The 22,073-nt window shown below is 28.6% G+C and carries 22 protein-coding genes; all 22 read left to right on the top strand.

Annotated elements, in window-relative coordinates:
• A partial coding sequence (locus tag L8W55_RS06960; protein ID WP_263677981.1) for a type IV secretion system protein VirB4 occupies positions 1-1,853 on the top strand: 1,853 nt, incomplete at its 5' end.
• On the top strand, positions 1,850-2,152 hold the full coding sequence (locus L8W55_RS06955) for a hypothetical protein (protein ID WP_240390134.1): 303 nt from the start codon (positions 1,850-1,852) through the stop codon (positions 2,150-2,152). The genes L8W55_RS06960 and L8W55_RS06955, both read left to right, overlap by 4 nt.
• Positions 2,153-2,162: 10 nt before the next feature.
• Entirely contained in the window at positions 2,163-3,185 is a 1,023-nt protein-coding gene (locus L8W55_RS06950; protein WP_263677979.1) for a type IV secretion system protein, read from the top strand.
• Between the two features lie 13 nt (positions 3,186-3,198).
• Positions 3,199-3,783, top strand: a complete 585-nt coding sequence (locus L8W55_RS06945) for a Rha family transcriptional regulator (protein WP_263677977.1) — start codon at positions 3,199-3,201, stop codon at positions 3,781-3,783.
• A gap of 293 nt (positions 3,784-4,076) precedes the next feature.
• The gene (locus L8W55_RS06940) at positions 4,077-5,087 is read left to right on the top strand and encodes a type IV secretion system protein (protein ID WP_263677976.1); all 1,011 of its coding nucleotides are present in this window, start codon (positions 4,077-4,079) and stop codon (positions 5,085-5,087) included.
• Positions 5,077-5,538, top strand: coding sequence for a hypothetical protein (locus L8W55_RS06935; protein ID WP_012662264.1), 462 nt, complete (start codon positions 5,077-5,079; stop codon positions 5,536-5,538). The genes L8W55_RS06940 and L8W55_RS06935 overlap by 11 nt, the downstream gene beginning before the upstream one ends.
• 230 nt (positions 5,539-5,768) lie before the next feature.
• Positions 5,769-6,332 carry a hypothetical protein gene (locus L8W55_RS06930; protein WP_250325000.1) on the top strand — a complete coding sequence of 188 codons (564 nt, stop codon included), beginning with the start codon at positions 5,769-5,771 and terminating at the stop codon, positions 6,330-6,332.
• The gene (locus L8W55_RS06925; protein ID WP_263659909.1) at positions 6,329-6,490 is read left to right on the top strand and encodes a Rha family transcriptional regulator; all 162 of its coding nucleotides are present in this window, start codon (positions 6,329-6,331) and stop codon (positions 6,488-6,490) included. The genes L8W55_RS06930 and L8W55_RS06925 overlap by 4 nt, the downstream gene beginning before the upstream one ends.
• A 261-nt stretch (positions 6,491-6,751) precedes the next feature.
• Positions 6,752-7,420 (top strand): virB8 family protein, encoded by a 669-nt coding sequence (locus tag L8W55_RS06920; protein WP_084083595.1) that lies wholly within the window; start codon positions 6,752-6,754, stop codon positions 7,418-7,420.
• Positions 7,417-8,352, top strand: a complete 936-nt coding sequence (gene virB9 / locus L8W55_RS06915) for a P-type conjugative transfer protein VirB9 (protein ID WP_263673441.1) — start codon at positions 7,417-7,419, stop codon at positions 8,350-8,352. Before L8W55_RS06920 ends, virB9 begins: the two co-directional genes overlap by 4 nt.
• Complete coding sequence (virB10, locus tag L8W55_RS06910; protein WP_263677975.1) at positions 8,349-9,521, top strand: type IV secretion system protein VirB10; 1,173 nt, start codon at positions 8,349-8,351, stop codon at positions 9,519-9,521. Before virB9 ends, virB10 begins: the two co-directional genes overlap by 4 nt.
• Positions 9,521-10,522, top strand: coding sequence for a P-type DNA transfer ATPase VirB11 (virB11, locus tag L8W55_RS06905; protein WP_012662268.1), 1,002 nt, complete (start codon positions 9,521-9,523; stop codon positions 10,520-10,522). The genes virB10 and virB11 overlap by 1 nt, the downstream gene beginning before the upstream one ends.
• On the top strand, positions 10,512-11,093 hold the full coding sequence (locus L8W55_RS06900) for a hypothetical protein (protein WP_173777041.1): 582 nt from the start codon (positions 10,512-10,514) through the stop codon (positions 11,091-11,093). Before virB11 ends, L8W55_RS06900 begins: the two co-directional genes overlap by 11 nt.
• Positions 11,083-12,879: a conjugal transfer protein TraG/VirD4 gene (locus L8W55_RS06895; protein ID WP_044599627.1), complete on the top strand. Its 1,797-nt coding sequence runs from the start codon at positions 11,083-11,085 to the stop codon at positions 12,877-12,879. The genes L8W55_RS06900 and L8W55_RS06895 overlap by 11 nt, the downstream gene beginning before the upstream one ends.
• Complete coding sequence (locus tag L8W55_RS06890; protein WP_263677974.1) at positions 12,863-13,300, top strand: cag pathogenicity island Cag12 family protein; 438 nt, start codon at positions 12,863-12,865, stop codon at positions 13,298-13,300. Before L8W55_RS06895 ends, L8W55_RS06890 begins: the two co-directional genes overlap by 17 nt.
• Positions 13,293-13,424 (top strand): hypothetical protein, encoded by a 132-nt coding sequence (locus L8W55_RS06885; protein ID WP_256378939.1) that lies wholly within the window; start codon positions 13,293-13,295, stop codon positions 13,422-13,424. Before L8W55_RS06890 ends, L8W55_RS06885 begins: the two co-directional genes overlap by 8 nt.
• Positions 13,421-14,098 (top strand): TrbM/KikA/MpfK family conjugal transfer protein, encoded by a 678-nt coding sequence (locus L8W55_RS06880; protein ID WP_012662272.1) that lies wholly within the window; start codon positions 13,421-13,423, stop codon positions 14,096-14,098. Before L8W55_RS06885 ends, L8W55_RS06880 begins: the two co-directional genes overlap by 4 nt.
• Complete coding sequence (locus L8W55_RS06875) at positions 14,091-14,957, top strand: hypothetical protein (RefSeq protein ID WP_263677972.1); 867 nt, start codon at positions 14,091-14,093, stop codon at positions 14,955-14,957. Before L8W55_RS06880 ends, L8W55_RS06875 begins: the two co-directional genes overlap by 8 nt.
• An 83-nt stretch (positions 14,958-15,040) precedes the next feature.
• Positions 15,041-15,709, top strand: coding sequence for a hypothetical protein (locus L8W55_RS06870; protein ID WP_263659903.1), 669 nt, complete (start codon positions 15,041-15,043; stop codon positions 15,707-15,709).
• 53 nt (positions 15,710-15,762) lie between these two features.
• Positions 15,763-17,793, top strand: a complete 2,031-nt coding sequence (locus L8W55_RS06865; protein WP_263677971.1) for a DNA topoisomerase 3 — start codon at positions 15,763-15,765, stop codon at positions 17,791-17,793.
• Positions 17,794-17,805: 12 nt separating this feature from the next.
• Entirely contained in the window at positions 17,806-18,216 is a 411-nt protein-coding gene (locus L8W55_RS06860) for a single-stranded DNA-binding protein (RefSeq protein WP_257911284.1), read from the top strand.
• Between the two features lie 20 nt (positions 18,217-18,236).
• The coding region (locus L8W55_RS06855; RefSeq protein ID WP_263677970.1) for an inverse autotransporter beta domain-containing protein at positions 18,237-22,073 on the top strand (3,837 nt) is incomplete at its 3' end.

Genomic DNA, 22,073 nt, shown 5'->3' with positions numbered 1-22,073 from the left:
TTGTAGTTTGTGATACTCCGATATATCAATATCTAACAGGAACTTTAAAAAATATTCAATTTAATCACGATATGATTCAGCTAAACTACAATGATGATACAAAAAGATTTGCTAGAATTATTGAAATTAAAGATTATTCTAATGAAACTTTTTCAGGTATTTTAGATTCTTTAATGTATCTTGATGTAGATTATACTATCACTCAAACTTTTGTTCCTTTATCAAAATATGATTCAAAATCAGCATTAAATAAACAAATCAATCAACTAATTTCAAGTGAAGATGATGGCGTAAGTCAGATAGAGCAATTAAATTTAGCATTAGATAATTTAATTAGTAATGTTATAAGTTTTGGAAATTATCATTTTAGTATTTGTGTTTTTGGTGATAGCATTGATGAATGCAAGAAAAATACTAATAAAGTAATAACTTCATTAAATAGTTTAGGCTTTACTTCAACATTAGCAAATATTGCACTACCTGCTTCTTATTTTTCACAATTTCCAAGTAATTTTGCAATACGCCCAAGAGTTCATATGATTTCATCTTTAAATTTTTCATCTTTGGTTGCATTACATAATTTCTTAATGGGTAAAAAAGAAAAAAATTGCTGGGGTGATGCTGTAACTATTTTAAAAACACCAAATAAACAACCATATTTTTTAAATTTCCACAAAAGCGATGGAAAAAACAAAGATGAATTTGGTGATTTGAATTTAGCTAATACTTTGATTTTAGGTCAAAGTGGTGGTGGTAAAACCGTGTTTATGAATTTTATCATTAATCAAATGATAAAGTATGCTAATAAAGATAGTTTCCCTGCAAACATACCTGAAGATAAAAAGAAATTTACAGCTGTATTTTTAGATAAAGATAAAGGTGCTTTAGGCAATATTCTTTGTGCTGGCGGTAGATATATTTCTATTAAAAATGGTAAGCCTACTGGGTTTAATCCTTTTATGGTTGAAACTAATGAAGAAAATTTAAGATTTTTAAAACAACTAATAAAACTATGTGTAACACGCAATGGCGAAATTCTTAATACAAAAGAAGAAAAACAAATCAATGAAGCTGTAAATACTCTAATGTTTCAATTTGAAATTTCTGAAAGAAAATATCCTATTTCTTTACTTCTTGAAAATATTACAGATGATTTTAATGACAATAACTCTTTAAAAAGTAGATTGTCTTTATTCCAAAAAGGAAAACAATTTGGCTGGGTGTTTGATAATGAATATGACAACCTAGATTTTCCTGATGATATTAATTTATTTGGTATTGATGGAACTGAATTTTTAGATGAAAAAGATGTTTCAGCATTAATCTCTTATTTTATTCTTTGGCGTGTTATGAATTTAGCAGATGGAAGAAGACTTTGTATAGATATTGATGAAGCTTGGAAGTGGTTAGAAAATGATATTGTGGCAGAAGAAGTAAAAAACAAGTTTAAAACCATAAGAAAACAAAATGGCTTTTTAAGACTTGCTACACAAAGTATAGAGGACTTTTTAAAACTAAAGATAGCAAATACTCTAGTTGAGCAATCTGCTACAAAAATATTTTTACCAAACCCTTTAGCAAAAGAAGATGAGTATTTAAGACTAGGTCTTAGTAAAGATGAATTTTTAATAGTTAAAAACTTTGCCCCACATAAACGACAATTCCTTGTTAAAAGACAAGATGAAGCAGTTGTTTGTTCTTTGGATCTTTCATCTTTAGGCAAAGAAAACCTAAAAATTTTATCTACAGGCACAAGCTATATAGAAAAAATAGAAAATATCTTTAATCAAGAAAACAAAACTTTGGAAGAAAAAATCAATGAACTCAAAACATTTTATAAGGAAGAACAATGAGATTAAGTTTAAGTAAAAGCAGAGAGAACTTTCGTTCTCCCCATGAAAAAAATTGTGTGTTGTTGGACTATGTTCGTTTAAAAAAGAGTTTTATCTCTTCTTTAAAGAAAATTGCCATAGTGCAAGCAACTGACACAATGGTGCTTATTAAAAGTTCCATTGTTTTTCCTTTATGTGTTGAAATTCCCTTCCACACCCCTACCGCCAAAATAAGGCAAAAAAAAACCCGACTACTTAAAAAAGCAATCGGGTATTTCAACACAGTTACACAATTTTTTTCTAACGATAAATACATGTAAGGAGTCTTAAATGAGTATCGTTAAAAAAATTATAACACAAAAAATTAAAAGTAGTTTTAATCAGATAAGGAGTAAAGAAGTGATGTTTGATGATATTAAAGTTTTCTGTAAAAATTTAAAAATAAAAAGTAGTATAATTGCTACTAAGATAAAGCGTGTGAACTTCATCTTAAAATATCTCCTTTCTGGAGTTAAGATTAAGCCACAGGGTTGCCGCCCTGTGGCAAACCCCAAAAATAATTATATCCAAAAACAAAATAAATTTTTATTTTCCATAATTTCATCATTATGTATTGCAAATTTAGCTTTTAGTGCTGGTATTCCTGTAGTTGATGCGACTGCAAATTCACAAATTGCAACCCAAAATGCAAAAGAAATTGCAGAGTGGACTAAACAAGCTACAAGATGGGAAGATACGGTTAAACACTATCAACAACAAATTCAAGCTTATCAAAATGAACTTATGTCTAAAACAGGTGCAAGAGATTCAGTGTCTTTTATGAGAGACACAAAACAAATTTATTTAGATTTTGCACAAGCTGGACAAAACATACAATCTTTTTATGATGATGTATTGCAAGATCCACAAGGCTTTTTAAGCGATAAAAGCAAAGAAACATTTAGAAAATTCACTCTTTTTGATCGTTGCAATGCTAGTTATTTGAGTGAAGAGCGAAAAAGAATATGTAGAATGGATATGATTACTTATGCAGCTCAAGTGGAGCATTATAATCAAGCTTCTATCCAAGTTAATACCGTAGCAAAGTCTTTAGAAAAACTACACCAAAGACTTATAGAATCAAAAGATATCAAAGAAACTAATGACATTAACAATGCGATTAATGTAGAAAAAACCAAACTAGAAATCATTAAAACTAATCTTGAAATTTCTAATATGCATTATGAAAATCAAAGAAGAATAAGACAAGATCAAGCAGCACAGCTGTTTGCAGAATCAATGGGGAAAGAGCCTTTGAGTGATGTGGAGCTTAGAAAAAAATATGATAAAGAAGCTGATGCTTTGTTTGACTAAATAGGAGTGAAAAATGAGTAGTGTTATTAATATTAACAATATAGATGTCATCTTTGAAAACAAAGATGAGCAAATTTTTTGCACAAGTTTAGATATAGCTAAAGTGTTTGGGAAGCAACATAAAAATGTTTTAAGAGATATTGAAAATATTTTAAATGAATTGCGAGAAATAGGGGTTTCTAACGAACTCCTCAATTTTGAGCAGGTCGTGCGAATATCGAAAACAACGAATCCAAAGAATGGTAAGCTTGTTAATAGAAAAATGCCTATGTATAATCTAACTCGTGATGCATTCACACTTTTAGCTATGGGTTTTACTGGTAAAAAAGCTTTACAATTTAAAATTGCTTTTATCAATGCTTTTAATCAAATGGAACAAATCATTAAAAATAAAGAAATAGAAAAAATAAAACAACTAAAACATTATGATCTTCCTGATACACCTTATAAGGAAAAGATAGCAAACGCTATAAAGGAAATAGAACAAAAACAAAATTCTAAATTTATAGAACTAATAGAATATGAAATAGTAGAAAAATTTAAAAACGGAAAAACACAAGTTTTACAAAAACTTAATTTTAAAACCAAATTAATTTAAATAAAAATAAATTTTAAAGAAAGGAGATAAAGAAAGTTTAAGAAAGGCCGTAGGGTAAACTTATACCCCTAAAAATAGGGGCAAGGCTAATAAGCCTTGACTGTAACTATACAAAGGAGTATAATTACAATTATAAGTTTGTTATAACTCAATTTAATCACCTACTTTCTAGGGTTAAATTTAGCCATAGGGTTGCAGCCTACGGCTAACCCTTCGGGGTATTATACCTTAGTCTTCTTAAACTTCTTAAAACACAATAATGTTTAATCTTGTATTTTCTTTTAAGGCTTACCATGCAAAGTGATTTCTTTACAGAGCTTGGTAATGCTACTCATGCGATTTTAGAAGTAGTAAGAAATGCAGCACTGAGTGAAAAAATGACTCAACTTGCTGTGCTTTTTTCTATCACCCTTGTTATTACTATTATGTATAAGGGTTATGAAATCTTATTTGGTCGTTCTCAAAGTCCTACTAAAGAAGTGATGTGGGATTTAGCTGCTAAGGCTATGATCATCACTTTTGCTTTAAATATCGGCGGATGGCTTACTTTAGTCATTAATGCTATGGATGGCTTTCATGAGTGGGCTGGTGGAAGCCTTAGTATGTATAAGCAAATTGATATTATTTTTAATGAAGTTAGAAATTTAGCTGATAGTATATGGGCTAAGGCTGGTGGATTTAGCATTATAGTTGCTGCATTTAGTATAGTTATGATTTATACAGGTTTTGGTATAGCTGTGCTACCTGCTTTAGTGGTAATAAATGCTACTGCCTTTACTCAAACTATATTAGTGATTGCTGCACCTTTAATGTTTTATTGTCTTTTATATAAAAGCACTAAAAATGTTTTTACTCAATGGCTTGCATTGCTTATTTCTAATACCTTATTAGTTCTTTTTATGAGTTTATTTTTTAAGGTTTTTGCAAAAGAAATATATCGTTTTGCTAGATATGCTCAAGATCAGTATATGAATGCAGATGCAGACGCTTTTTTTATAGGCGTGAGAATGATTTTTTCCTCTGTTTTATTAGTTGCTATGGTTTTTGTAGCAAAGGTTTTTGCTGAAAAAGTAGGAAGCGTTGCTTTAGATTCTGCTATGCAAAGTGTGTTTTCAAGGGTAAGTAATCCTATAAGTTCTGTTGCTGGAAAAACTCTTGGAAATTTATTTGGGCATGCTCAAAAAGGAGGCTCTAAAATGGCAGAAGGTGCTTATTCTACTATGAAATCAGGTGCTTCTGTTGCAGGTGCTAATGCTATGTCTTTAGGAAAGAGCATATTACAAAGGATGAGAAATGAAGCATAAGGTAATTTTATTTGCATTTTGTGCAATCTTTTTTAGTGCTTGTTCTATTAAAAACAATACTAATTATAACTATTTGTTTGATGATAAAAGTGGTTGGGTTGCTGTAAATGATATTAAAGATCAAGAAAAGTTTTTAAAAATGGAAATTGTTCCTGTGTTTGAAAAGAAAGAAGAAAAAGAAACTTCCATTAAAAGCTTTGAAAACATTAAAAAGAAAAAGAGAATTATTTTAAATTATCCGAGTATGTCTTATGTGATTTTAAAAAAGGCTGTAAATGATTCTAATTCTTATCATGAAGATAAGATGGTTGAAGCTGGCGAGTTTGATTATTCTATCACTTACCATACGGAGCAAGGAGATGTTTTTGTAAAAGTTTTAAAACAAAATCTTTTTTTCAAAGAAAAAGATGTGCAAATAATTGAAACTGAAGTTTTAGAAAACAAATTTTAAAGAAAGGAGATAAAGAAAGTTAGTATAAAGCCAAAGGGATTATCCTAAACCCTGCTATAATTGCAGGGAGATTAGTATGCCTTGACAAAGCAAAGCATAACTAATATAATTACTAGGATAATTTTAGTCATTCGACTCACCTCCCTTCTGGGCGGTAAATTGAATGTCAAAGGTGGCACCCTTTGGCATTCCACCCTTTTTAATTATACTAACTTCTTTTAAACACCATAGTGATTAACAATGCTAAAGATTTAGAAATATTTGAACTTTGCGAAAAACTAGCAGAACTTTTAGGCGATAAAGAAGCGATTGCTGATTTAAAAAAACTATATGCAAATCATCCTGAAATGTTTAAGGATATGCAAGAAGTTGCAAAGACAATTAAAGAAGTCGTTAAAGAGCCTGAACTAATCATTAAAAATCCTAGACCTAAAAATGAAAAAGACTTTATAGCAGTCAAACATTTACAAGATACAAAGCAAAAAATTGGTGATATTGGTATTAGAAATGATGATGGAACTAATACAATTTTCCACGCTAATATATCATCAAATAGAAATTTTAAAAGATTAGCCAAAAAAGAACAAGTAGTTACTGGTGAAGCCGTCCACTCCCTTCACACCTCGAGACCTGCCGAGCTGGGCGGTAATAATCAAAAATTATCTGGTGCTAATGCACATTCAGCAACTACCAAAAAAATTATATCACAAGAAAACAAAAGCAAAGCATATTTTCAAGAAAAACTAAAAAATTTCAATCATATAGCAAGTAAAAATAAGGAGCTTGAAAAATGAGTAGTGTTTTAAAATCTATTAGAGATATTTTAAATGAATTGCGAGAAATAGGGTATTTCCAATGTAAGCTCAATTTTGAGCTTACATTCCAAGTCCGTAAAATAGATGGTTTTAGAGGTTTAGCTATGGGTTTTACAGGTAATTTAAAACCAAATTAATTTAAAAAAAACAAATTTTAAAGAAAGGAGATAAAGAAAGTTAGTATAAAGCCAAAGGGTTTCTAGTATCCCCTTTAAAAAAGGGGAAATCAAAGCTAATAAGCCTTGACTATTATTATACATAGTAGTATAATAATTACTAGAATATGATTATTCAAGGTTCTCACCTTCTTTCTAAGGCAAGATTTGATTAATCAAAGGCCGTTACCCTTTGGTTAATCAGCCTTAGGATAATTATACTAACTTCTTTTAAACATAAAATTGAAAAACCAAAATGAAATTAATTCTAATGCTTTGAATTTTGAAGCAAGTGTAAGATATTTGATTGAAAAATCAAATCAAAGAGCTTGGTTAGTTGCATTTATAAGTATGGCAATATCAATTATTGCTGTAATTGCTGTAATTTTCTTAACACCATTAAAAACTACTGAACCTTATGTGATTAAAGTAGATAATACTACTGGTATGGTGGATATTATTACTAGCTTACAAGAAGAGCAAATTAGCTCTATTGAAGCTTTAGACAAATACTTTATCTCTCAATATATAAAAGCTAGAGAAGGTTATTATTATAAGTTTTTAAATCAAGATTATGTTCTTACTCAATTAATGAGTGATGAAAATGTTGCAAATGAGTATAGAGCTATCTATGCTGGTGATAATGCTTTAGATCAAATTTATAAAGATAATGTTGAAGTAAGCGTTAAGATTTTAAGTATTGTTCTTGGAAATAGCAATGGAGTAAAAACCTCTACTATAAGAGCATTAATTACTAAAAAAGATTCTGTAACAAAAAGCACACAGCAATCAACCAAAGTTATAACCTTAGCGTATGATTTTTTACTAGCAAAAACAAGTGAAGAAAATAGAATTTTAAACCCTCTTGGCTTTAAGGTTACTAACTATAGAGTTGATGAGGAAATAAGATGATAAAAAATATTAGCCTAGCCCTTTCTTTTTCATTTTTGGCTTTACCTGTTTTTGCATTAAATGAACCGCAAAAATCAGAATACGATCAACGCGTAGCACATGCTGAGTATAACTCTAAAGATGTTTTTAAAATGGTAGCTAGAAATGGTTTTGTAAGTATGATTGAATTTAGCGATGATGAATTCATTATAAATACCGCTACAGGATTTTCTGAAGGTTGGGATTTAATAGAGAAAAAAAATCTTTTATTTATTAAACCAAAAGCTTATAAAACTAGACTTTTTGTAGAAAATGATCCTTATAATCAAGGTCAGCAAAAAGAGATGATTGTTGATCCAAATCCAAAAGACTGGAAAACAAATTTAATTGTTACCACTAATTTAAAAACTTATATTTTTGATTTATTGCTAACTAATGATAGCAAGCAAGCAACTTATAAATTGTCTTTTAGCCACGCTGATAAAATCTTAAAGCAAGAGAATAAAATAAAAAAAGAGCTAGAAAAGAAAATTGTAAGAGAAGAGCTTGATAAAAATATAGTTCCTAGAAACTGGGATTTTTTAATGAAAGCGAATAAAGGAAGTGAAGATATAGCACCAAATTATGCTTATGATGATGGTGTTTTTACTTACTTAGGTTTTGATAACACAAAAACATTTCCGAGTGTATTTTTATATGAAAACGGCAAAGAAATGATCTTAAATACTCACATTAAAAAAGATGGAAAATATGATGTTTTAGTAGTTCAAAAAATTGCAAAACAAATTCTACTAAGAAGTGGAGATAAGGTTGTTGGAATTTTTAATAATGGCTATGGAAAAAATCCTTTAGATAAAACTAGAGAAACCTCTAATGAAAATATACAAAGAGTAATAAACGATCCAAGTAAAACACTTTTACTAGAACAATCTTTATTAGGAAATGAGCAATGAGTAATCAAGAAAAACAAGAATTAAAAGATATGGATTTACAAAGTGAGTTGCAAGCACAAAGCGTTAATGTTAAAAAAATTCAAATCTATGTATTCTTTATTGCTTGTGTATTTATATTATTGATTTTTGCATATATCTTTGCAAAATCTTTTATTGGTAGTAGTGATGATACTGCAAATACACAAGCAAAAGAAGTTAATAAAGACATTGCTAGTAGTGTGAAATTAAAAGATTTTATTTTACCTCAAAAAGAAGAACCTGTTAAAGAAGAAACAAAGAGTTTTGAAGAAGTATTGAAAGAAAGAGAACAGGAAAAATCCGTTGAAGTAACTCCAAAAGAAAATCCTTTCGAGCTTATCTCAAAACCTTTACAACCAAGAATAGTAAAAGGTGCAGGGTTAGTTGTGGTAAGTAGTAGTGATGGCGGGGCTTTTAATGCACAAGAAAACAATACACAAGAAAGCTCAAATAATATTTTTAATTCTAAACCTATGCAAGGAGATAATGCTTTATTATCTAATGGATCAAATGATTTTATCGGCGATGTTTTTACCCCAACTAGTGCTAGTGTTAGTCAGTTTGATCCAAATTTATTATTATCCAAAGGAACTTATATAGGTTGTTCTTTAAAAACTCGTTTAGTTAGCACTATTAAAGGGGGTATTGCTTGTATTGTTTCAAATGATGTTTATTCTTCAAATGGCAATGTTCTTTTAATTGAAAAAGGAAGCACCATTACAGGAAGTTTTAGTTCAGGACAATTAAATGATGGTATGGATAGGCTTTTTGTTATTTGGCAAGAAATAAGAACGCCTAATAATATTATTATACCAGTTTATTCAGGTGCAACTGATGAGCTTGGAGCAAGTGGAATACAAGGATGGGTAGATCATCATTATATGAAACGCTTTGGTTCAGCTATTTTATTATCAATAATTGATGATTCTTTAAATATTTTAGCTAATCAAGTTATTAATAAAAAAGAAAATAGCGTTGATTATACGGAAAATTCAAGAGAAACTTCTCGTGAAATAGCTAATACTGCTTTAGAAAAAATGATTAATATCCAACCAACTCTTTACAAAAATCACGGTGATTTAGTAGGTGTATATGTTAATAAAGATATTGATTTTTCTAAGGTTTATCAATTAAAAAGAAAGGGCTTTTAATGAGTAATTCAAGAACCCTAGAAAAATTAGCTAATGATTTTTTTGGAAAACATTTGGCTAATTCCAGCGTAACTGAAATATGCTACAACGGCAAAAAAAATATTTTCATACAAACTAATGATGGAAAATGGCAAGAAGAAACAAGTAAATTAGATTATGAAGCTTCTAAATCGTTTGCTACTTCTTTAGCTTCTTTTAAAGAAGATAAGATAGATGAATCACGCCCTATCCTTTCTTGTATATTACATGGAGGTGAAAGGGTTCAGGTAGTAATTCCGCCAGCGACTAAAAAAGAGCATATTTCAATTACAATTAGAAAACCAAGTGAGAAAAGATTTTTAATACAAGATCATGTTAAAAGTGGTCTTTTTGAAGAAATAAAAACTGATCATTTTATAACAAATCCTTTGGATGAGGAGTTGAAAAAGCTTTATGAGGCTAAAAATTTTAAAGATTTTATTTGTAAAGCAGTAGAGTATGAAAAAAATATCATTATAGCAGGAGGTACAGGAAGCGGTAAAACAACTTTTATGAAAACTTTAATTGATTTTATTCCCAAAGAACAAAGAATTATAACTATAGAAGATGTTGAAGAAATAAAATTTTATGAGCATAAAAATTTTGTACAGCTTTTTTATCCTAGTGAAGCTAAAAATGAAGATTTTTTAAATTCTGCAACTCTTTTAAAATCGTGTCTTAGAATGAAGCCTGATAGAATCTTATTGGCAGAGCTTAGAGGTGCTGAAACTTATGATTTTATCAATGTTCTTTCTAGTGGGCATGGTGGTAGCATTACAAGTTGCCATGCAGGAAGCACTTCTGAAACATTCGAGCGTTTGGCTTTGATGACTTTACAAAATACTCAAGGTCAAAAAATACCTTTTGAAAAAATACAAGATATGCTTAAAAATCTTATTGATGTAGTTGTCCATATTAGAGCTCATAATGGAAAAAGACATATTAGTCAAATATATTTTAAAGAGATGAAAAATGGCAAATAAAGAAAAAAGAGGAATTTATAATGTGAGTTTTAACGATAAAAACTCAACTCCAATTAATACAGAATTAGAGATTATTGAAGAGGCAATCATTGATTATGTTGTCCATTATGTTAAGGGTTGGCATAACACAAAAAGAGACAAAGGAAGAGGTGCTGAACATATCAAATTACATTTAGCAAAAGAAAGCGAAGGAGAAATAAAGATTGAAGAGCTTTTAAATCTTGGTAACTCTATAAGAGAATATTTGAAAGTCTTTAAAGAACCATTCCTTGAAGATCAAAACAAAGATGGTAAAGTATATGAATGGGAAAATAAAGAAGGTGTTCGTTTTAGGGTTGCTACTGATAAGATCAAAGGGGAGGGTCTCATTCCGCCACTATCCCCCTCTGATGAAATTATTATAACTTTTTATTCTGATAGAAATCTTAATAAGAGAATGGAATTTAAAAATCCAAAAGTTAAAGCTTATTATGAAGAAAAATCTTTAAAACAAGAAAAAAATTCTAATTATTTTAAACAAAAATTAGAAAGCTTTTCTACAAAAATAAAAGGAGTGGAAAATGAAAGATAAGATTGTAATGCTTGTTTTTATAAGTATTTTTTCACTATTAATAGCTTATTTTTTAAGTCCTTTTGTGATGTTTTATCTTAATGATGTAAGCTTAAAAAGAATTCTTGGATTTTACAATCTTAAATTCACTTTTGAGGCATTAATAAATGCTTACCCAAAAGCTTATATTTCTTTCTTTGGTATGTTTGGTTTTAGTGTTATTGTTTTAATGCTTTTAGCATTAATAGCTAAAAGCAAAAAAACTCAATTTGGCGAGGCAAGATTTGCAAATTTAGCAGAAATTAAAAAAATGAAATTATTTTCAGACAATGGAATAATCATCGGAAAATATAAGGGAAAATTTTTAAGATTTAAAGGTCCTCAGTTTGTGGCTTTGGGAGCTCCAACAAGAAGTGGTAAAGGGGTTGGTATTGTAATACCAAATTTAATGGACTGGAAAGAGAGTGCTGTTGTTCAGGATATAAAACAAGAATGTTTTGATTTTACAAGTAAATATAGAAAAGAAGTTTTGGGTCAAGATGTTTTTCTTTTTAATCCATTTTCAAAAAGAACTCATCGTTACAACCCTTTAACTTATATTGATATGAGTGATAGTGATAATTGTGATAGTCAGTTAATGGATTTAGCAAATATCATTTATCCAAAAGAAGGGGATTCTACAACTCAATTCTTTAATGGTCTTGCACAAAACCTATTTATAGGACTTTGTTATTTGTGGAAAGATTTAAATTTAAAAGAAGATGGGAAACTTTTTTTAGAAACATTTAACTTAAAAACAGAATTTAGTTTTTTTGGAATATTACAACTTTCAAAAGGTTTTACTTTTGAATATGAGGGTAAAAAAATAAATGGATTTGATAATACTTATAAGTACTTATCAAATTGTGATGATCTGCTTTCAGATATCACAAAAAGAAGGTTAGAAACTTATTTTAGTATTTCAAGTGATAATACAAAATCAGGAGTTATGTCTTCTTTTAACGAGCCTTTAACTCCTTTTGAAGCAGAAGTATTAAAACTTTCTACTCAAACTAGTGATTTTGATTTGAGAGATTTACGCAAAAAGAAAATGACTATTTATATAGGCATAACCCCTGATCAATTAACTAATGCAAAATTTATATTGAATATTTTTTGGTCGCAGTTAATTCTTTTGAATACAAAAGAACTTCCTGAACAAAATCCACAAATTAAATATACTTGTTTAATGCTTATGGATGAATTTACAGCACCTAGAAAAATTCCTATATACCTTTCAGCAGTAAGTTTTATGGCAGGTTATTTAATGCGTTCTTTGATGATTTATCAATCAAAATCTCAACTTAAAGCACCTGCTCCTGATGGATATGGGGATGATGGAGCAAAAACTCTTTTGACTAACCATGCTTGTCAAATTTTTTATACCCCAAGAGAGCAAGAAGATGCAGAGGAGATTAGTAGAATACTTGGTAATACTACATTTAAAACAAGATCAAGAAGTGTAGGGGCAAGTGGTGGATCTACAAGTTATAGTGAAGCAAGTAGGGCATTAATGCTTCCACAAGAACTTCGAGAAATGTCTTTTGAAGATGAGCTTATTACTATAGATAATGGAAAGCCTATTTTATGCAAAAAAGCTTTTTATTATAACGATCCATATTTTATTGATAAGTTTAAACAAGTCTCTCCAACTTTGGCAAAAATTAAAGGCATACCTAAAGAACATATCTTAAAAGGAGCTTTTCAAAGAGGAGAGTGTCGCATACAAATACCAACAACAGGAGAAAATAATGAAAAAAACGCTTAGTTTGCTTTTATTAGCAAGTGTAATTTTTATAGGATGTGCAAGTTCTGCACCAAAACCTAAAAAGCTTGAAGGCGGTTCAAAGCTAACCTTGAATAATTCTTTATTGGAGGAAAAATATAGATTTGTTCCTAAAGATTCAAAGTTAAGCAATATGGACTGGATTTATCAAATAGAGCTTGCAAAAAATAAAGAAGGCTTGCTCACTAATGAGCAAATAGTAAAAACTTTTCTTTTGGCTCATAATGCAAAAAGAATTATCTTAATAGGCGAAAAAAATATCATTCAAGAATATGAAGAGTATTTTAAAAAAAATGGTGTTGAAGCAGAAATGATCTTACAGCCTATAAGCATTATTAAGGGAGATAAAAATACCATCAATATGCTTTTTTTTCATGCAAAAGATGGAGAGATAAATGAGTAATTCTTTATTTGATAATAATGAGATTAAACCAACCGTGATTAAAACCATTAATCAAGATGAAATTGTAGAAAAGAAAATGATACAAGAAGCCAAAAAAATTAAAAAAAAGGAGAATAAAAAATGAAAATAAAATTGATATCAATAATTTTAGCTATGTTTATGTTCTCAAATTTAAAAGCTATAAAATTGGATTATTTAAGTGGGGATACTAGATATGCTTGTGAAGCTATGCTTTGTTTAGCTTCGCCTATTAAACCACCTGAATGTAGTGCAGCGATTGCAAGATATTTTGCAATTAAGTTTAAAAAGCCTTGGAAAACCATACAAGCGAGAAAAGATTTTTTAAATTTATGTCCTGTGGATAATAGTGATACTGAAATGCTTAAATATAAGAATGATATCTTAGCTCATTTAGATGGTGAATGTTCTTTGGAAGAACTTAATAAAAGAGTAGAAAAAAAACTTTTATGGGTGGAAAGAGTATGTGATGATGGATCATGTGAAGAAATAGAGCATTATGGATATAGAATAAATCCACAATTATCGCAATCTTGTTACCTATTGCAATCTAGTTCTTATACTGATTATCAAGGTTTTGAGTATATATGCTCTAAAAATTTTATAGAGGATGTCAGTTGGAAAAGAGGTTATGAATTAAAAGAAATTTCTGAACAAGAATATAACTTACTTCCTGATAATTTAAGAGAGAAACATCGCGAGAGAGTAGGTTTTAAGTGGAAATGGGTTTTTTATAAAAAGATTTTTATTAATAAAAAATGTTGGATAAAAAATGACTGAAGAAAATCAAAGCTTACTTGATGAAATAGATCAAGAAGATATGAATAATTCTTTACTTGATGAAGTAAAAATTTGCAACTATCAAGAAATTATTGATGAGCAGATAAAAATCTTAGAAATCATTAATAATACTATCAATATAGGCTTAAATAATGTTCTTGATGAGAATACCAAAGAAGGAATTTTTAAAGATTTAGAGCAAAATTTTTATAAACTTAAAATGAATATTGATTCTCTAATTTCGTATTTTAAAAATCCCCCAAGTCAAGAAGAATTGGAAATAATCAATAAAACGCTTTTGATTAAAACAGAACTTGATAGTTTGAACTCATCTTTTTCAAAATTAGAAATAGAAGAATTTAGTCAAAAAGCAATGGAACTAAAAACTGCACTTGATAATTCTTTAGTTAATTTTGATAATACATTTCTTGAATCATTAAATAGTGCTTTAAAAGTAAGTAATGATGATTTAAAGGATTTTAGGTCAAAAACCGAAGCTAGATTAAGTGATAGCTTACAAACATATGATCAAACTTTAAAAGTGTTTTTAGAAAAAGAAAAAAATGCAATTTTAGATTTTTCTAAAATTTTTTCGAAGCTAACTAAAAATATCAAACAAACTATGATTGTTTCATTGATGTTTTTTGTTTTATTTGGGTTTTCTTTTGGAGTTTTTTCTTTCATCGTATACTTAAAATACGAAGATTATAAAAAAATAACCCAAAACGCCCAAAAGTTAAGCTCTATCATTATAAAAGAAAATAAAGACAAAAGCTTAACTTTGAGCTTCCCAAAAAACAAAACCATTCTTAATAAAGATGAGAATGGCATTCATATCACACTACAAGGAGGTGAATGAACATGTAATTATATATATTTTTTTTAAATTCCCAAACCAAAAACCAAAAAACAAAACATAAAAATTTTTATTAAGGAGAAAAAATGGCATTCGTAAGATTATCAAATGGAAATCATCCAAGACTTATGGTTGATGTAAATAACGCATTAAACTATAAAGACACTCAAACAGGTGAAATTAAGCAAAGACAAGTTGCTACTGCTTTAGTTGATGTGATAGAAGAGGCTGGAAAAGTTGTTGGAATGGATAAGGGAGCTGTAACAGCTTCTTTTAAAGTAAATAATGAATGGAAAAATTACTTTGTAAGAAGAGATAAAGAAAATTTCAACATTGTTTTATTACCAACAGATCCGCAAGAAAGAAGTAATAGAGATAACCATATCTTTATTAATAATAACTGGAATGAAGAAACTGACAGATTTTACTACACAATCAACGATAAAAGAGAAGCTGGAAAAGCTTTAGTTGAAGGAATTGGAATTAGCGAATTTCAAAACCAAGATGGTAGCAAAAGTTTTTATCTTGACACAAACATTAAGCTTACTAATAAAGAAATTAAAGAAGAGCTAGAAAAGATTAAACTTGAAAAAGGTGATGGCTATCTAGCTATTGTTAGAAGCACTGGTTTTGAGATAAAAAATGAAGCCGAAATGAAAGAGCAAAAAGCAAAACAACAAGATGGTTTTTCTAAAGAACAAACAATAGAGCAAGAAACTCAAGCTCCAAGCAAAGAAAAAGATATCGAAAGATAAATTTTACACCCTTATTACAAGGGTGTAAAACAAATAAAGATAAAAGGTAAAAGATGAGATTGTTTATAGCGGAAAAACCTGAACTTGGTAGAGCAATTGCAGAAGGCTTAGATGGTAATGTTAAGAAATTTGAAGGTTATATTCAAAAAGGCGATAATTTAATTACTTGGGCTTTTGGTCATATATTGAGATTAGCAACACCTGAATTTTATAATGAAAAATGGAAGTTGTGGAATTTAAATGATTTGCCTTTGGACATTAAAGAATTTAAATATATTCCTATAAATAATAGCAAAAAACAATTAGAAATTATCTGCAAATTGATTAAAAATGATCAAGTAGATAGTATTGTTCATTGCGGTGATGCAGATGATGAGGGTCAAATTCTTATTGATGAAATTATTCAGTATTCAAAAACAAAAAAACCTGTTTTTAGAGTTTTAATTAATGATTTAACTCCAAAAGCAGTTAAAGCTGAAATTTCTAAAATGAAGCCGAATTCTCAATTTAAAGGAATGAGTGAAAGAGGATTTGCAAGAAGTCAAGCTGATTGGATTGTAGGTATTAATCTTACAAGAGCTTATACAAGTGTAGCACAGCAAAAAAGTGGTTTTAGAGAAGTTCTTACTTTAGGAAGAGTTCAAACTCCGATTTTAGGGCTTATAACAGCAAGAGATAATGAATATGAAAATTTTAAAAGCATAGATTATTATTCATTGCTAGGAAAATTTGAAACAAATGGAAAAGTATTTAATGCAAGATTAAAAACAGAAGAAAAGATTATCGATGAAAATATTGCTAAACAAATAAAAGAAATCAACATTAATAAAACGGGATTAATTAGTGTTTTTAAAGAAAAAAAGAAAGAATATCCCCCTTTGCCTTATAGTCTTTTAATTTTGCAAGCAGAGTGTGCTAAATTATATGGTTATTCACCTGATAAAACATTAGAAATCACTCAAAATTTAAGAGAAAAATATAAAGCCATAACTTACAATAGATCAGATTGTCAATACTTACCTGAAACAATGTTTGAACAAGCTCCAAATATTTTAAATTCTATTAAATCAAATATAAAAAATAATGATAGTGATTTAAGTTTATTGCTTGAAAAGAGTGATTTAAGCATTAAAAGCAAAGCTTTTAATGATAAAAATATTTCCGCTCACTATGGAATAATACCAACTCAAAACAATTTTGATTGTGGGCTTTTAAAAGAAGAAGAAAAGAATATCTATATTTTAATAGCAAAAAGATTTGTGATTCAGTTTTTTAAACCAAGAGAATATGAAGTTACAAATCTTGAGATACAAACTTATGATAAGAGTGTATTTAGCATTTCTCAAAGCAAAAATATTAGCGAGGGTTTTAGAAAATTTTTCAAGCAAAGTGATGAAAAAGACAATGAAGATACTAATAATCATTTAGACATTTCATTAATAGAAAATAATAGTGTTTGCAAAATTAAAGATATTGAAATAGAGAAAAAGCAAACAAAACCGCGTCCTTATTACACGATGGATTCTTTATTAAAGGATTTAAATAGTGTTGCTAAATATGTGAAAGATGAAAAAATAAAAAAATTATTAATTGAAAAAGATAAAGACAAAAAAGGTGAAAATGGAGGTATTGGAACACCTGCTACTAGATCAACTCATATTAAAAATTTAATTGAGCAAGGATATATTGAGGTAAGTAAAGATAAAAAACAAGTTGTTAAATCTACTAAAAAAGGAAGACTCTTAATATCTTTAGCACCTGAAACTCTTAAATATCCTGATATGACTGCTTTATGGTTTGAGCAACAAAAAATGATTGAACAAGGCACAATAAAAAAAGAAGATTTCTTACAAAATATATTAAAGGAGGTTAATAGTGAAATTTTGAAAATAAAAGAAAATGGGAGTATGAATCAATTCTCACAATTATCAAAAGAAAAACAATATAGTTGCCCTGAATGTAAAAATGGTTATTTAATAAGAAGAAAAAATACAAAAGGGACTTATTGGTGGGGATGTAGTGAGTATAAAAATGGTTGTAAGTTTATGTGTTTTGATGAAAAAAATAAGCCAAAATTAAAATAAGGAGATGAAAAAATGAATGAAGTAGTATTATGTGGTTTTCTTGGTAAAGATTGGGAAGTATCTCAAGGAAAAAAAGAACTTTTAGCAAAAAATAGTTTAGCAATTACGACTATTACTAAAAAAGCAAATGAGGAAATAAAACACACAGATTGGATTCCTTTGGTTGTTTTTGGAACAAATAGGGTAAATGCTTTAGCAAATTACTTAAAAAAAGGAGATAAATTCTTATGCAAAGGAAGGATTTTTACTTCAGTTTATGAAGATGAAAATCAAAATAAAAGAACTGGTTTTCAAGTTATAGTTGATAATTTTGAATTTGTCCATCAAAAAGAAAAGCAAAATATAGATCACCAAGCAACTAAAGAAGATAATTCTGTTGAAAATTTTGCTCAAACAGATAATACGGAAGAAGAAGTATTTTAATAAGAACTAAAGAGGGTAAAATGAAATCAGTACTATATAAAAAATCTTTAAAAACAAAATATCCAAAAAAAAGGATATTAAGAAAAATCTTGTTGTCTTTTTTATTAAGTTCATCTTTAATAAATCAAACACATTCAAGTATTATTTTTGACAATGTAGATAGTGAGATTGAAATATTAAGTAAAAAAATTATTTCATCAGCTAATACTGATAATGAAATTTTACCTTCAAGCACCCAAAACACAAACACTATTCAATCACAAGAAACACAAGTTAATGAAGCTAGTGAAATTATAAAAGAAGAAAAAGATAGCAAAGAACTTAGTGAGCAAGAAATCTATGCTAAATATGCAAAAATAAACAAAGAAATCAGAAGTATAGATAAAGAATTAAGTAATAATTCAAACAATAATGAATTAATTGCTAAAAAAGAACAACTAATTCAAGAAAAAAATAATCTTGATGATAATTTAAAAGAAATTAATAACGAAGAAGATAATACAAATTTTCAAGAACAAACTATAAGAAAAGCAAAAGTAAAAGCTCATCGCATAATCTCAAGAGAAAAACCAAATGTTAAAAGCAAACAAGTAGAAATTTATAGAGAAAATAGAATATTAGATATTGAAAATGTCATAACTAACGAAACTGGCACTAAATGGGCTAAACTAGCAAATAAAGAAGAATATATTTCAGCTAAGTGGCTTGAGTTTGATGATAAAGAAGTTATCAAAGAACACACTCATACTAATTTTAAAGATAAAAAAATTATTAAAAAACCTTTTGAAACTGTTTATCTTGAAAACCCTACAAATGCAAATTATTATAATGAAAATTTAAAAACACAAAAAGCTTTAAATGATAGTAAAAAAGATGATAATTTAAGCAAAGAAGATCAAGAATTTTCAAATAAAGTAATGAAAGTTATTCAAACAGCTGGTGCTATTTATGATAGTGAAGATAGCAAGAGCAAAGAAGAAATTGTAAAAAATATGGCAAGTTCTTATTTAAATGCAAGTGCAAATGAGTTAGTTAAAGAATTTATTGATTCATTAAATACTTCTATTAATACAGATTTTTCATTTAATTACAATGAAAGAAGCGGTTTTAGTGGTAATGCTAAAGCACTTTTACCTATTGTAAGTGAAGATAATCCAAAAATATCTTATTTTTTACAAAGTGGTATAGGCGAATTTGCTAATGATAGAACCATAGGACACTTTGGTGGGGGTATAAGATATTATCCAAATGCAACAGCTTTAAATAATTCAGGTAATATTATGTTAGGACTAAACTCAGTCTATGATCATGATTTTAGCAGAGGGCATAAAAGAATGTCTTTAGGTGCTGAAGCTATGGTAGATACACTCGTATTTAATGCAAATGTTTATCAAAGATTGAGTAACTGGATAGACAGCTATGATTTTGAAAAAGATTATGTGCAAGAACGCCCTGCAAATGGCTGGGACGCAAAAATCAAATATTCTTTTCCTTCTCTTATTAATGTTTCAGTTTTTGCAAAAATGGGACAATGGTATGGCGATAAAGTAGGCGTTTTTGGAGCAAATAGCGTAGATGATTTAGAAAAAAATCCATTAATATATGAAGGAGGAATTTCGTATTCTCCATTCCCTGCATTAACTTTTACTTTAAGTCATAGCAGAAGTGCAGAGAGTTCTAAAAAGAATACTTCAATTAATGCAAATATTAACATACCACTTGATGAAAAAGCTATGAAATTAGCATTTGAACCAAAACTAGCAGGAATTAGTAATACTATTGAAGGCACTAGAACTCAATTTATTGATAGAGATTATTCTATGGTTCTTGAATATAGAGCAACTCCAAATAAGTATCACATTTCTTATTGTGGAGATTTGGGTAATGATAAACATTGTATATTATTAAAAAATGGCTTTGATGAAGTAGTAAAAAATACTCCTATGAGAGTTACACCAACTCATTCTTGTGTAGTATTTGAAAAAGGTTTTGACTACACTACAGATAATAGCGGAAAAGTTTATGTGCAAATTATTCACTCTTGCACTCCAAAAACTGATTTAAATGCAGTAGCTGGCGAAGCAAATGGTAAATTTCCTATTTCAATTATAAAACTTGATTTTAAAATTAAAGCAAATCCTGAAAAAATAGAAAGATTTGAAGAAAGTCTTATCACTTTAGCAGGTGGAAACTTAGCTAATAATTTAAAAGTTGTTTGGAGATTAATAGGCAAAGGCGAATTAATTAAAACAAATACTTCAGATACAACTGATAACAATGGTAATGCTACTATCAAATACAAAGCTGATGATACGATGAAAGATAAAGAAGAAGTTAAAGTTATTGCTAGTGTTAATGGAGTTGAGTTTAAAGCACCTGTGCAAATTATGGTATTTGGTAATAACGATAATGATTTAAGTATTAATAAAGAAGTTATAGGAAATAAAGAAATAGCAATTGCTACTTATAAAAATTTACGCCCAAATAAAACTAATGTAAAGTGGAGATTAGAGGGCGAGGATAAAGCTTTATTTGTCTTAGAAAATGAAAATAAAAGCTCTACTGCTAAAGAATTACAACTTATTGCAGATAATAAAGGCGAAAGTAAAGTTAAAATCATAGGCTTAGAAAATAATGGTAAAGTTAAAATCTTTGTTAAAAATACTAATGATGAATTAGTTAGTGAAAAAAGCAAAGAATTAGAGGTTAAAAATTATAAAGCCACTATGATTTTACCAACACATAAACACCCAGTTACAAATGCTTTATTTGAAAATGGAACAATTGATTATGTGAGTGAGTTTGAAGTTAAACTTACGGGATTAATGCCCAATACTAAAGTAGAATGGATAGCAAAAGATACCAATAGTGGTAAGAAAATTAGAATTAGTAATAACAAAGAAACTACTTCAAATGAAAAAGGCGAGAGTAAAGTAGTATTTGAAGCAATCAAAGATTATAATGTTAAAAATTTAGAAATTACAGCTATTTATAATCAAAGTCTTGCAAATAAAATTGAAGTTAAAGATAATATCAAACTTTATCAATATTCTTTAGAAATGAATAGTCAAAAAGATAAGCTTGACGCTTATGAAAATGGCTTACCTACAAAAGATTTAGTTTTAGATAAAACTGAAGTTAAAGTTACGGGTGGAAAGCCAAATGAAAAAGTAGAATGGGATTTAACTGGCGATGGAACATTAAGTAATCAAGAGCTAAGCTTTGATCAAAATGGAGAAGCTAAAGCTTTATTAACTTCAAAAACTCCATTTAAAACCCCTATTAAAATTGTTACTTCAGGCGTGGGTAAAAATTCAAATAAAACTATTGTGTATGATTTAAGAACCTTTAGTCCAGTAATAACATATCCAGTATTTGATTCTACTCTTTATGGCAAACATAACAATACAATAGATTATGATACAGATTATTCTATTTTAGTAAAAGGACTTTTACCTGATAGCACAATAGAACCTATTGCAAATGGAGTAATTAAACCAAAAAGCGATAGTGTGCAAGTAAATAACAAAGGCGAAGCGACAATTGCTTATCACAAAATAAGTGATTTTAATACTGAAAAGATAAAACCACAATTTAAATATATTAAAAGTGGGGATACTAAAGAAACTTTTACTATGAATGATATTAATTTGTATCAATACAAATTAAGCATTTCAAGTGATAAAACTGAACTTGTAGGCGATGAAACTTTCAAAGTAACTGTTAAAGGCGGAAAACCAAATGCAAGTGTAGAATGGACTTTAAGTGGAGATGGAAAAATTACCTCAAAAGATAGCAAATTTAATGCTAAAGGTGAGGCTTATTTAAATGGTCAAGGAAAATCACCCTTTAATAAC

Origin of the sequence: Campylobacter sp. FU_520, assembly GCF_025772385.1 — a bacterium.
GTDB lineage: Bacteria > Campylobacterota > Campylobacteria > Campylobacterales > Campylobacteraceae > Campylobacter_D > Campylobacter_D lari_C.
Note: the sequence above shows the minus strand (reverse complement) of the source record. Positions and strands in the feature narration are given on the sequence as shown.

What these genes read in the sequence shown, in the direction of transcription:
- L8W55_RS06940 (WP_263677976.1), top strand. Translation starts at nt 4,077, where the DNA reads ATGCAAAGTGATTTCTTTACAGAGCTTGGTAATGCTACTCATGCGATT.
- L8W55_RS06870 (WP_263659903.1), top strand. Translation starts at nt 15,041, where the DNA reads ATGGCATTCGTAAGATTATCAAATGGAAATCATCCAAGACTTATGGTT.
- L8W55_RS06885 (WP_256378939.1), top strand. Translation starts at nt 13,293, where the DNA reads ATGAGTAATTCTTTATTTGATAATAATGAGATTAAACCAACCGTGATT.
- L8W55_RS06890 (WP_263677974.1), top strand. Translation starts at nt 12,863, where the DNA reads ATGAAAAAAACGCTTAGTTTGCTTTTATTAGCAAGTGTAATTTTTATA.
- L8W55_RS06935 (WP_012662264.1), top strand. Translation starts at nt 5,077, where the DNA reads ATGAAGCATAAGGTAATTTTATTTGCATTTTGTGCAATCTTTTTTAGT.
- L8W55_RS06860 (WP_257911284.1), top strand. Translation starts at nt 17,806, where the DNA reads ATGAATGAAGTAGTATTATGTGGTTTTCTTGGTAAAGATTGGGAAGTA.
- L8W55_RS06900 (WP_173777041.1), top strand. Translation starts at nt 10,512, where the DNA reads ATGGCAAATAAAGAAAAAAGAGGAATTTATAATGTGAGTTTTAACGAT.
- L8W55_RS06865 (WP_263677971.1), top strand. Translation starts at nt 15,763, where the DNA reads ATGAGATTGTTTATAGCGGAAAAACCTGAACTTGGTAGAGCAATTGCA.
- L8W55_RS06945 (WP_263677977.1), top strand. Translation starts at nt 3,199, where the DNA reads ATGAGTAGTGTTATTAATATTAACAATATAGATGTCATCTTTGAAAAC.
- L8W55_RS06925 (WP_263659909.1), top strand. Translation starts at nt 6,329, where the DNA reads ATGAGTAGTGTTTTAAAATCTATTAGAGATATTTTAAATGAATTGCGA.
- L8W55_RS06875 (WP_263677972.1), top strand. Translation starts at nt 14,091, where the DNA reads ATGACTGAAGAAAATCAAAGCTTACTTGATGAAATAGATCAAGAAGAT.
- virB9 (WP_263673441.1), top strand. Translation starts at nt 7,417, where the DNA reads ATGATAAAAAATATTAGCCTAGCCCTTTCTTTTTCATTTTTGGCTTTA.
- L8W55_RS06880 (WP_012662272.1), top strand. Translation starts at nt 13,421, where the DNA reads ATGAAAATAAAATTGATATCAATAATTTTAGCTATGTTTATGTTCTCA.
- L8W55_RS06895 (WP_044599627.1), top strand. Translation starts at nt 11,083, where the DNA reads ATGAAAGATAAGATTGTAATGCTTGTTTTTATAAGTATTTTTTCACTA.
- L8W55_RS06955 (WP_240390134.1), top strand. Translation starts at nt 1,850, where the DNA reads ATGAGATTAAGTTTAAGTAAAAGCAGAGAGAACTTTCGTTCTCCCCAT.
- virB11 (WP_012662268.1), top strand. Translation starts at nt 9,521, where the DNA reads ATGAGTAATTCAAGAACCCTAGAAAAATTAGCTAATGATTTTTTTGGA.
- L8W55_RS06950 (WP_263677979.1), top strand. Translation starts at nt 2,163, where the DNA reads ATGAGTATCGTTAAAAAAATTATAACACAAAAAATTAAAAGTAGTTTT.
- virB10 (WP_263677975.1), top strand. Translation starts at nt 8,349, where the DNA reads ATGAGTAATCAAGAAAAACAAGAATTAAAAGATATGGATTTACAAAGT.